The 11,285-nt window shown below is 59.5% G+C and carries 10 protein-coding genes; 6 read left to right on the top strand and 4 right to left on the bottom strand.

What is annotated here, in order from left to right:
* The first annotated feature begins 28 nt into the window (after nucleotides 1-28).
* The 3 genes from IBX51_RS12635 to coaD all read left to right on the top strand — a co-directional run bounded on the left by IBX51_RS12635 (nucleotide 29) and on the right by coaD (nucleotide 3,051).
* Complete coding sequence (locus tag IBX51_RS12635; protein ID WP_291831640.1) at nucleotides 29-664, top strand: hypothetical protein; 636 nt, start codon at nucleotides 29-31, stop codon at nucleotides 662-664.
* 25 nt (nucleotides 665-689) lie between these two features.
* Entirely contained in the window at nucleotides 690-2,291 is a 1,602-nt protein-coding gene (locus IBX51_RS12630; protein WP_291831639.1) for a GMC family oxidoreductase, read from the top strand.
* 280 nt (nucleotides 2,292-2,571) lie between these two features.
* Nucleotides 2,572-3,051 (top strand): pantetheine-phosphate adenylyltransferase, encoded by a 480-nt coding sequence (coaD, locus tag IBX51_RS12625; protein WP_291831637.1) that lies wholly within the window; start codon nucleotides 2,572-2,574, stop codon nucleotides 3,049-3,051.
* A 6-nt stretch (nucleotides 3,052-3,057) separates the two neighbouring features.
* Here the strand turns inward: coaD and IBX51_RS12620 are convergent, their stop codons facing one another.
* From IBX51_RS12620 to IBX51_RS12605, 4 genes are all read right to left on the bottom strand, one after another.
* Nucleotides 3,058-4,350, bottom strand: coding sequence for a DUF945 family protein (locus IBX51_RS12620; RefSeq protein ID WP_291831636.1), 1,293 nt, complete (start codon nucleotides 4,348-4,350; stop codon nucleotides 3,058-3,060).
* 49 nt (nucleotides 4,351-4,399) lie between these two features.
* On the bottom strand, nucleotides 4,400-6,541 hold the full coding sequence (ppk1, locus tag IBX51_RS12615; RefSeq protein ID WP_291831635.1) for a polyphosphate kinase 1: 2,142 nt from the start codon (nucleotides 6,539-6,541) through the stop codon (nucleotides 4,400-4,402).
* A gap of 43 nt (nucleotides 6,542-6,584) precedes the next feature.
* Nucleotides 6,585-7,616, bottom strand: coding sequence for a porphobilinogen synthase (gene hemB, locus IBX51_RS12610; RefSeq protein ID WP_291831634.1), 1,032 nt, complete (start codon nucleotides 7,614-7,616; stop codon nucleotides 6,585-6,587).
* A gap of 175 nt (nucleotides 7,617-7,791) precedes the next feature.
* Entirely contained in the window at nucleotides 7,792-8,016 is a 225-nt protein-coding gene (locus tag IBX51_RS12605) for a hypothetical protein (protein WP_291831633.1), read from the bottom strand.
* 273 nt (nucleotides 8,017-8,289) lie between these two features.
* Here IBX51_RS12605 and IBX51_RS12600 point away from each other — a divergent pair, with 273 nt between their 5' ends.
* From IBX51_RS12600 to IBX51_RS12590, 3 genes are all read left to right on the top strand, one after another.
* Nucleotides 8,290-8,919 (top strand): TetR/AcrR family transcriptional regulator, encoded by a 630-nt coding sequence (locus IBX51_RS12600; RefSeq protein WP_291831632.1) that lies wholly within the window; start codon nucleotides 8,290-8,292, stop codon nucleotides 8,917-8,919.
* Between the two features lie 2 nt (nucleotides 8,920-8,921).
* Entirely contained in the window at nucleotides 8,922-10,628 is a 1,707-nt protein-coding gene (locus IBX51_RS12595; protein WP_291831631.1) for an isovaleryl-CoA dehydrogenase, read from the top strand.
* Nucleotides 10,629-10,836: 208 nt separating this feature from the next.
* Entirely contained in the window at nucleotides 10,837-11,184 is a 348-nt protein-coding gene (locus IBX51_RS12590; protein WP_291831630.1) for a DUF503 domain-containing protein, read from the top strand.
* The last annotated feature ends 101 nt before the right edge of the window (nucleotides 11,185-11,285 follow it).

Here is an 11,285-nt window from a genome sequence, read left to right as displayed (position 1 = left end):
AACAACAACATCAAAAAAAGAATTCTCGATGTCCGACCATTCTTTGAAGAACACTTCTGATGATCAACCCGAGCTGAGCCGCCGCGGTTTTCTGAAAACCGGCTTGGGTGGTGCGCTGCTGCTCAGCACCGTCAGCCTGTCCGCCGGCCTCAGCGGCTGCGCGACTGCGCCGGCCGATCGGATCAGTGCCGTGGATACCCGTACCGATGCCCGCTATCAGTTTCAGTTCCTGAGCCGGGACGATATTGCTCTGTTCGAGGCGCTGCTGCCGGCGATGTTTGCCGGGGCGCTGCCAGAGGAAGCCAATCAGCGGCGATTTGCCATTGCCGGGACCATTGAGCGGATTGATCAGGGCATTGTGATGTTTAGCCCGGCCAATCAGCAGGAGCTGCGCAAGCTGTTTGATATGCTGAATTTTACTCCCACCCGCATCGCGCTGGCGGGGGTCTGGTCTGACTGGCCATCAGTCAGCACGGATGCGGCCGATGCGTTTCTCAACCGCTGGCGCAACAGCCGGATCGGCCTGCTGAACAACGGTTACATCGCCCTGACCAAGATCAGTAACGTGGCCTTCTATGGCCATGCCCCCCACTGGCACGTGTCCGGTTACGCCGGGCCACCGGCCTGGGCCGTCGAGGCCTTGCCGCAGTTCCACAGCGCCTGATTACACCCGGATAATGGAGAGCAGTATGTCCACGAATGATCCTGTCGCCCGGGGCCTGGCTTCTGGCTGGAAGGTTACCGATGCCAGTAAACTGACCGCAGACCAGACAGTGGAAGCCGATGTGGTGGTGATAGGCACCGGCGCCGGTGGCGGCACTACGGCGGAGATTCTTGCCAAGCAGGGCTTGTCTGTCATTCTGGTTGAGGAAGGCCGGCTGTATTACCAGAAAGACTTCAAAATGGATGAGCTGACGGCCTACGCCAGTCTTTACCAGGAGGGCATGAGCCGGGTGACGGCGGATGGCGCCATTGCCATCCTGCAAGGCCGGTGTGTGGGCGGCTCAACCACGGTGAACTGGACCAGCAGCTTCCGGACACCGGATGAGACCCTGAATTACTGGAGCCAGTCTCTGGGCCTGGATGATCTCACGCCAGACGCCATGGCACCCTGGTTTGGCGGTCGTGAAGAGCGCCACACCATGACCCCATGGCTGACGCCACCGAATCTGAACAACGACATTCTGCGCCAGGGTTGTGAGCAACTTGGCTACTCCTGGCAGGCCATCCCGAGAAACGTCAAAGGCTGCTGGAACCTGGGTTATTGCGGCGTGGGGTGCCCCACAAATGCTAAGCAGGGCGCGCTGATGACAACCATCCCCGGTGCCCTCGACAACGACGCCCAACTGTTCCACGGTCTGCGCGCCGAGCGCCTGGTAATGAGCCAGGACCGCATTGACCACCTGCAAGCCAGCGCCATGGGGCCGGACGGCGTGCATCCGTCTGGCGTGACCGTCACCCTGAAAGCCCGGCACTTCGTGGTCGCCGCCAGCGCCATCGGCTCCCCCGGTCTGCTGCTACGGTCGCAACTGCCAGATCCGCACCAGCGGGTCGGCAAGCGCTCGTTCATCCACCCGGTCAATGCGACCGTTGCCCGCATGTCGGCCCAGGTTGATCCGTTCTACGGCGCACCACAGTCCATCTACTCCGACGAGTTCAACTTCAAACACGGCGTAGACGGTCCCGTCGGTTACAAACTGGAAGTACCACCACTGCACCCCGCCATGGCCGCCGGCGTGGTGCCCGGCCACGGCAAAGAGCAAGCCGACAACCTAAGCCAACTTCCCCACATGCAGTCGGTTATCGCCCTGCTCCGGGACGGCTTCCATCCCGACAGCCCCGGCGGCACAGTGTCCTTGCGCAAAGATGGCAGCCCGGTGCTCGACTACCCGATCACCGACTACCTTTGGCAGGGCATCCGTGACGCCTACCTGCACATGGCGGAAATCCAGTTCGCCGCCGGCGCCGAAGCCGTCCAGGCCATGCACCTGGACTCCGACTGGTACACCAGCTGGAACCAGGCCAAAGCCGCCATCAACAACCTGCCCATGAAAACCCACCGGGCCCGATTGTTTACCGCCCACCAGATGGGTGGCTGCGGCATGGGTGCCGACGCCAAAGACTCGGTGGTTAACGGCTTTGGCGAACACCATCATGTGACCAACCTGAGCATCCACGACGCGTCCGTCTTCCCCACCAGCATCGGTGCGAACCCGCAGTTATCGGTGTATGCCTTGGCGGCAAGGAACAGCACCCGGCTGGCGCAAAAGTTGGCGGGAATTAGCGGATAAAGCAGAGCCAGGACGGAGCATCAAGGAAAGCTCAGTCCCAGGAGGTGTCGGGGAGATATGCGCGTCGTCTAACAGCGCGGATTGGGAGGCCCTGTCCGGGAATCTTGAGGGCCAGGGATGGCCCGAACGAAGCGCACAGGGATGTGCTCGTAGCGTTTCCCGGACAGGGCCTCCCAACCCGCGCCAGCTCCGAACCTGAATACCAAACTCCAAAAGCCCCGGACTACAGCACAATCCCCAATACTGATATCCTGTCGGCCATCAACAAAAGGAGCTGTGCATGCCAAAAGTCATCTACCCAGGCACCTTCGACCCCATCACCAACGGCCACACCGACCTGATCGAACGCGCCGGCCGCATGTTCGACGAAATCGTCGTCGCCGTCGCCTACAACCCGAAAAAGCAGCCCTTGCTCAACCTCGAAGAACGCTGCGACCTCGTCCGCAAAGCCACCGCACACCTGCCCAATGTCAGCGTTACCGGTTTCAGCAACCTGCTGGCCGACTTCGTCAGAGAACAGAACGCCACCGTCATACTGCGAGGACTGCGCGCCGTCTCCGACTTCGAGTACGAATTCCAGCTCGCCGACATGAACCGCCGACTGGCGCCGGAAATCGAAAGCGTGTTCCTGACACCATCCAACCACCTGTCCTACATCTCGTCTACGCTGATCCGGGAAATTGCCTCCCTGGGCGGCGACGTCTCCGAATTCGTCGATCCCGCCGTAGCAGAAGCCCTGACTCAGAAATTCCGTAACTGAGGAGCGTTAAAGCAGCGGTGGCAACGGAAACTCAATCCCGTTGATATCCAGCGTCAGGTTCTCCATGCGGCCGGTCAACGCCAATTGACCGCCGCGCTCAACCAGCAAGCCCTGCTTGATCAGCGGGGCCACCTGCATCCGAACGTCAGGGTAGTTCTCAGCCAGAGCCAACGGCATGCTGAAATCCAGTGAGCCCGTCAATTGTTGCATCACCATCAGCATATTGGCGCGCTCGCTGTCGGACAACGCCGGATGCGAGATATCCAGACTGCCCTGGACCGAACCTTCCGGTGTCGCCAGGCTCAGCTCCCGGATACCCGCTGAAAACCCAGCAGCCGCCAGTCCTCGCACAGACTCATTGAACCGCTGCATCAGCGCCATTTGCTGCTCGAACGCCGCCTGGGGACTTAACCCGGCAGGCGGCGCCAGCAGTTGCATGTCCGCCATGACCGAGCTGAACGCATTCCAGCTGGCCACATCGAGACCATCCACCGCCACTTCCATCCGATGAGGACCGAAAGCATCATCCTGAAAAGACACTTGATCAAGCCCCAGCGAAATCGTTGAATCCAGGCGCTCTCCGGTGCGATCGGCCTTACTGTGACTGCTCAACGATAATCCGGTCATGCTCAAAGGGGGAGCCTGATGGCCCTGCACCGTTAACGAGTCTACGGTCACAGTACCGGAACCCGTCCAGATATCACCCGACAACCAGGCCAGACTTTGTTCCAGCTGGATGTTCTCGACCGTCACATTCATCGCGGGCCCAACCAGAACCACCGCCGGCCAGACCAGCAACATATCGGCCTTCTCACCAAGCCTTCCAATCTGAAGCCTTGCCAGGCCGCCGCTGCTGCGGATGGAGCCGCCGCTCGCCGGATGATCGAACTGGATCAACGGCGCCTGTAGTTCAAGCGTTGCCGATCCCCATACCCGGGTTTCCAGCGTCAGCTTGGGCTCGGTTTCCGGAAACCAATCGGCACCCGATGGCTGCCAGCCTTCGGTCGGCCTGAAATCCAGAAAACTACCGGTCACACCGTGGGACACCTGAACCTGGAAATCCATCCGATTACTCTGGCCTGTGGCCGGGTCCAGCAGGGTAACGGTACCCGACACCTCGGAGCCAAGCAGGCCACGCTTGTACTGGCCGGTTTCCATACGCAGGAAAGGTTGGGCGCCGTTCAATTCCCGAGTTGCTTCCAGCCAGTGCTGTTCCGTCAGATACCCCACCCCCCAGGGTGCTACGCCAGCCACTACTAACACCGCCGCACCGGCAATGGTCCATCTTCTAAGGTTCAAGATTACTGTCCTTTATTCAATGATTGGCTACCGGATAACACACGGCGAATTAATTCAGTTTGGCGGTTAACCGGTCCAGAAGCACCAGCTGTGAAGCCATTCGCTCTTCGCCTTCTTCGGGCTGGTTCTGCAGATAACTGCCATCCGGCTGCAACACCCAGGACTGGCAGTTATCGGCAAGATAGGCGTCCAGATCGTCCCGCAAGCGTGCCAGCAAGGCCGGATCTTCAATGGGAAACGCCGTTTCTATCCGGCTCAGCAGGTTTCGCTCCATGCCATCCGCGCTCGAACAATACACGTCCGGATGGCCGTTGTTATCGAAATAATAAACCCGGGTATGCTCAAGAAAACGCCCGATAATCGACCGCACCCGAATGTTTTCAGACAATCCGGGCACCCCCGGTCGCAGGCAGCAAATGCCCCGGATGATCAGATCGACTTTCACCCCGGCCTGGGACGCACGATACAGCGCCTTGATCATTTGAGGTTCGGTCAGCGCATTGAACTTGAAGATAATATACCCCTGCTTACCGTGACTGGTCTCACGCTCGATCAGACTGATCAAGCGGTTGTGCAGGGTGAAAGGCGCGTGGAACAGCTTTTTAATCTTCAGCGCCTTACCCATGCCCGTCAACTGCTGGAACAGCTTGTTGACGTCATCGCCGATCGACTCGTCACAGGTCATGAAACTGTAGTCGGTATACAACCGGGCGTTGCCGGCATGGTAGTTGCCGGTACCCAGATGCACATAACGGCGCAAGCGGCCTTCTTCACGGCGCACAATCAGAATCATCTTGGCGTGGGTCTTGTAGCCCACCACGCCGTACACCACGATCACACCGGCTTCCTGCAGCCGGCTGGCCAGCTCCAGGTTCTCGGCCTCACTGAACCGCGCCCGCAGCTCGATCACCGCCGTCACTTCCTTGCCGCGACGGGCAGCATCGGCCAGTGCTTCGACGATTTCAGAATCGGCACCAGTGCGATACAGGGTCTGGCGGATGGCCAGCACCTGGGGATCTTTCGCCGCCTGACGTAACAGATCCACCACCGGGCTGAAGTTTTCGTAGGGATGCAACAACAGCAGAGGGCGCTTGCGGATGGCATCGAACATGGATTCCTTGCTGCGAATCTGGCGCGGAATCGACGGTGAAAAGCTGGAATAGGTCAGATCCGGGCGGTCTACCAGACTGCCCACCGCCAGCAACCGGGTCAGGTTGACCGGGCCATGCACCTGGTACAGATCCCGCTCAGTCAGACCAAACTCCCGCAGCAGGAAGTGCATCAACTCTTCCGGACAATTGTCGGCGACCTCCAGGCGCACACCATCACCAAACCGCCGGCTCAGCAGCTCACCCCGCAGCGCGGAGGCCAGGTCGACCAGGTCGTCCTCCAGCTCAAGGTCGGCGTTACGGGTCAACCGGAACTGATAACAACCTTTAACCTCCATGCCCGGGAACAGCTCATCCGCGTGGGCGTGGATCATCGATGACAAAAACACGAGATTGTCGCCACCGTCACACACCTCATCCGGCAGCCGCACCAGGCGCGGCAACGACCGTGGCGCAGGCACAATGGCCATGCCGGTTTCCCGGCCGAAGGCATCCTTACCGTCGAGCTCGACGATAAAGTTCAGGCTCTTGTTGACCAGCCGCGGGAATGGATGCGATGGATCCAGTCCAATCGGGCTGACCACCGGCAGAATTTCTTCATCAAAGTACTTGCGCACCCACTCGGCCTGAGCCGGTGTCCACTCCCGGCGCCGGACAAAGTGGATATTCTCCCGCTCCAGCTCGGGAATCAGTACGTTATTGAGGATATCGTACTGTTCATGAATGTACTCGTGTGCCACCCGACTGATTTCCGCCAGCACCTGCTCGTGCAGCATGCCATCGACACCCACGGTTTCACGGCCATATTTGATCTGCTGGCGCAGTCCCGCAACCCGAATTTCGAAAAACTCATCCATATTGCTGCTGAAGATGCAGGAAAAGATCAAGCGGTTAATCAGCGGGTGCGTGGTGTCCAGCGACTGCTTCAATACTCGGTAGTTGAACTGCAACTGGCTCAGTTCCCGATTGAAAAAGTTCTCACTGGCGTCCAGGTTGATCTCCTCACCGACCGGCGGTACCTCTACCGGCGCGGGCACGCTGTGATCATCGCTTACTGCAGACTGTACGGTCTCGGTCGTCATTACTCATTACATCCATGGTTGGTGCGGGTTCTTTGGGTCCCGTCTAGGCCCGCGCGCGATCTTTCAACAGTCTCGCTGCACGAACCGCAAAATAGGTCAAAATGCCATCGGCGCCTGCCCGGCGCATGGCCATCAGGCTTTCCATCATCACTGCATCGCCATCCAGCCAGCCATTCTGGGCCGCTGCCATGTGCATCGCGTATTCGCCACTGACCTGGTAGACAAAGGTCGGCACCTGTAGTTCGGTTTTGACCCGATACACAATGTCCAGATACGGCATACCGGGTTTGATCATCACCATGTCGGCACCTTCAGCCAGGTCCATCGCCACCTCGTGGATGGCCTCGTCGCTGTTGGCCGGGTCCATCTGGTAAGTGGACTTGTTGCTCTTGCCCAGATTGGCAGCGGAGCCCACTGCGTCCCGGAACGGGCCGTAATAGCTGGAGGCATACTTGGCAGAGTAGGCCAGAATTCGGGTATTCACATAACCGGCACCCTCCAGGGCGTCCCGAATGGCGGCTACCCGGCCATCCATCATATCGGACGGTGCTACTACATCGGCGCCGGCATCGGCATGGGACAGCGCCTGGTTAACCAATGCTTCTACCGTTACGTCATTCAGCACATAACCATCATTGTCGATGATGCCGTCCTGGCCGTGGGTGGTAAACGGATCCAGCGCAACGTCGGTAATCACACCCAGCTCCGGATAGGCCTTCTTGAGCGCCCGGACCGCGCGCTGGGCCAGCCCGTCAGAATCCCAGGCCCCGGAACCGGAGAGGTTCTTGTGCTCTGCGGGCACCACCGGAAACAGTGCTACCGCAGGAATGCCCAGCTCCACCAGCTCCGCCGCCTGTGCCACCAACAAATCAATACTCAGCCGCTCAACGCCTGGCATGGAGGGTACTGCCTCTCGTTGCTCTTCGCCCTCAAGCACAAAAACCGGGTAGATCAGGTTATCCGGTGTTAGCTGGTTCTCCCGGACCAGGCGGCGAGAAAATTCACTGGCACGATTGCGACGCAAACGGCTAGACGGATAAGCTCTGCAAGAGAGCGGCGGGCGCGACTTTGGCACGAATTACCTCCTGAACATGGATGGCATTGGATAGTAATGACATCATACACCCCAGAACTTCGCCATTGCAGGTCGGTCTGGGCCGAGTGTGCGGTTGGTTGATGACGAACAGGTGACAAAAACGGGCGATTTGGCACAAACCGCCCATAAAGGAAGGGAATTCGTTGGCAGAAACTCACATGGAACGATTGTTGAACCCGACCTCCACCTTGCGAGGAGAATCGGAGCGTAGCGATGTGTCCAACTCCTGTATTCTGCCCCCGCCCTGCAAAAAGGCTTCGATGTCTGACTGCAACTGGGCTCTTACCCTCGCCCGGCTGGCAATCGAATGGTTGTCAACACCGTCGCCACTCCAGTTACTGCCGGACTGCTCCAGATTGCTCTCGTCGAATTCACTCATGCTGTTTTCTCCATCAACGAAAACAAAAATTCAGGTGTTGCATAAACCCGATCGGGCAACACCTCGTATCGACCGCCAGCCGCCTGCAGGCCCGTCTTGGCGTCTTTATAATCCGGTTTTCGTGACGACGCTATTTCCTGACAAACCTTTTTTTGTAACTTTTTGTAAATAGACTTAAGTGCTTGATTTTATGAACGCATAAAGAGGCTTCACAAAGCCAGATAAATTGACACAAAGAATGAATAATGATTCACTACTTGCCAAGGAGCCAGCATGGCTTATCGCGAAACAGAAAAGATGCGGCAGCGCAAAGCCGAGGCGCGCAACAAGATCATCGAGAGCACCTGGGAGTGCGTCGCAGAAGGCGGCTTTCGAAGCGCCAGAGTAACTCGCATCGCGGGGCTGGCAGGCGTAGCGACTGGCACCCTCTATCGCCACTTTGAATCCCGAGAGGATCTGTTTGCCGAGATCTTCCGGCTGGCGACACAGCGCGAAGTTGACAAGGTCGCCGAGGCCTTGTCCGTGCCGGGCAGTGCCGTTGAGAGACTCGATAGCGCCTTGCGGAAATTTGCACAGCGGGCGCTCAAAGGTCCCATGAAAGCCTGGGCCCTGATTGCAGAACCGGTCGACCCCAAAGTTGAAGAAGAACGACTGGTTTATCGAAAAGCGTACGCCAGCCTGTTTGAGCAGGCGATCCGGGACGGCATAGCGGAAGGCTGCCTTCCGGAACAGAACCCCCGACTAAGCAGCACCTGCCTGGTTGGAGCCATATCAGAATCCCTGGTGGGGCCGCTGTCGCCAACACAGACAGCCGCCGCTCCGGGCACTGACAACCATCAAGATGAACTGGTCAATGCCATCGTCTGCTTTTGCATCCGGGGGTTGACCGACTCCAGGAGCTAATCATGACCAGCCCGCAACTCAGCAATCCTTCAGCCACCAAACAACGGCCGAAGGACGACCGCTACCTGTCTGCAACCCATGAGGTAATCAACCAGCCCCGTCCGCTGGAAGACTACAATCTCTACCAACAGGACACGGCACTGCAAGAGGCAGTCATCCGGGAAGGTGCCGGTCATGCCCAGGACGACCTGAGCCAATTCGGGGCCTGGGCCGGCCGGGCCGACACCATCGAACTGGGCAACCTGGCCAACGCCAACAAGCCCAGCTTCCGCACCCACGACCGCTACGGCCACCGGGTCGATGAAGTCAGCTTCCACCCTGCTTATCATGAACTGATGCGCGTAGCTCTGGAAAACGGCCTGCACAGCTCACCCTGGACCAATCCGGGGCCCGGGGCCCACGTAGCCCGGGCCGCCAAATACTACCTGCACTCCCAGGTTGAAGCTGCCCACTGCTGCCCGATCACCATGACCTTTGCCGCCATCCCGTCGATTCAGAACCAGCCAGACCTGGCCAAACTCTGGGCCCCGAAAATCCTGGCCAACGAATACGACAGCCGCAACCTGCCAGACACCGACAAAACCTCCGTCACCATCGGCATGGCCATGACCGAAAAACAGGGTGGCAGTGACGTACGCGCCAACACCACCCGCGCCTACGCCGTCGGCCAGGAAGGCCCGGGCCAGCCTTACGAACTGGTAGGCCACAAATGGTTTGTCTCTGCCCCCATGTGCGACGCCTTCCTGGTCCTGGCCCAGACCACCAGTGGCCTGTCCTGCTTCCTGATGCCACGGTGGCGCCCGGACGGCACCAAGAACCCCTGGCAAGTGCAGCAACTCAAAAACAAAATGGGCAACGTCGCCAACGCCTCCAGCGAAGTGGAAATCCGCGGCGCCCTGGCCTGGATGGTCGGCGAAGAAGGCCGCGGCGTACCCACCATCATCGAAATGGTCGCCATGACCCGCTTCGACTGCATGATCGGCAGCACCGCCGGCATGCGCCAGGCTGTCGCCCAGGCCACCCACCACAGCCACAACCGCAGCGCCTTTGGCGCAAAACTCAGCGACCAGCCGCTGATGCAGAACGTCCTGGCCGACCTGATCATTGAAAACGAAGCCGCCCTTGCCTACACCCTGCGCGTAGCCCGGGCCATGGACAACCAGAACAACGAACACGAACGCCTGCTCGCACGTCTGGCTACCCCGGTCGGCAAATACTGGATCTGCAAACGCACTCCCAACCACGCTTACGAAGCCATGGAATGCATCGGCGGCAGCGGCGTGATGGAAGACTGCATCATGCCCCGGCTGTTCCGGGAATCCCCGGTCAACGCCATCTGGGAAGGCAGCGGCAACGTCCAGTGCCTGGACACCCTGCGCGCCATCCACAAAGAGCCCGAAACCCTCGACGCCTTCTTCAAAGAAGCCGCCGAAGCCCGCGGCAGCGACCGCCACTTCGACCAGTTCCTGGCGCAACTGCAAACCGACTTCGCCGACCTCAGCGACGTCCAGTACCGCGCCCGCAACCTGGTTGACCGCCTGGCCCTCGCCATGCAAGGCTCGTTGCTGCTGCGCTCTGGCGACAAACACGTCGCTGACGCCTTCTGCGCCTCCCGCCTGCAAGCCAGCGGCGGCATGAACTACGGCAATCTGCCCTCCGGCACCAACCCGACGGCGATTATCAAACGGGCAACGCCTGTAGTAGGCTAGGGAAAACGCGGTCAGCCTGGCCCGACAACGAATGACGGCAGACTGACGAGACTCCCCTTGCAAAGTTTGCGAACCGGCGAGGGATGGCCGTCCAAAACTGTGCGGAGCCATGGATGGCGGAGCTCAAGCGTCACAGGGAAGTGCCGCAAGGAGCGTGTTTTGGACGGCCATCCCTCGCCGGTTCCTACACCCGAAAGTCGGACCTAACATGCCAGAATCCCTGAGAAAACTGCTCAAAGAAGGCAAAAATCCGCAACCGCATCAGGACATCACCCCCCACGTAGGCGTCCTCACCCTGCACTTCCAGCTCTACGGCTGTGAAGACCTCAAGGCCAAACGTAAAGCCTTCACCGCCATGAAAGCCATCTGGGGCAAAGAACCGGACCTGGCCGTCAGCGAAACCGCCGACCACGAAGCACTGGACTGCGCCACCTGGACCATCGCCGCCCTCGGCGCCAGCGCCCAGCAGATTACCCAGCGCCTCGACCAGGTCGAAAAAGACATCCAGGAGCGCATCGACGCCGCCATCCTCGACGTCCACCGCGAAATCCTCTGACCCGACACAACAGCCGCCAACAACCAACATCCCCGGGGCATAGCGTCATTCCGGTTCAGGCCTTATACTACGCCCCCTCAGGGAATACATGACCTGCCCAC

The sequence above is a fragment of the Marinobacter sp. genome, from assembly GCF_014859525.1.
Classification (GTDB): Bacteria; Pseudomonadota; Gammaproteobacteria; order Pseudomonadales; family Oleiphilaceae; genus Marinobacter.
The sequence above is the reverse complement of the archived record's forward strand: the minus strand, read 5'-3'. Positions and strand labels throughout refer to the sequence as shown.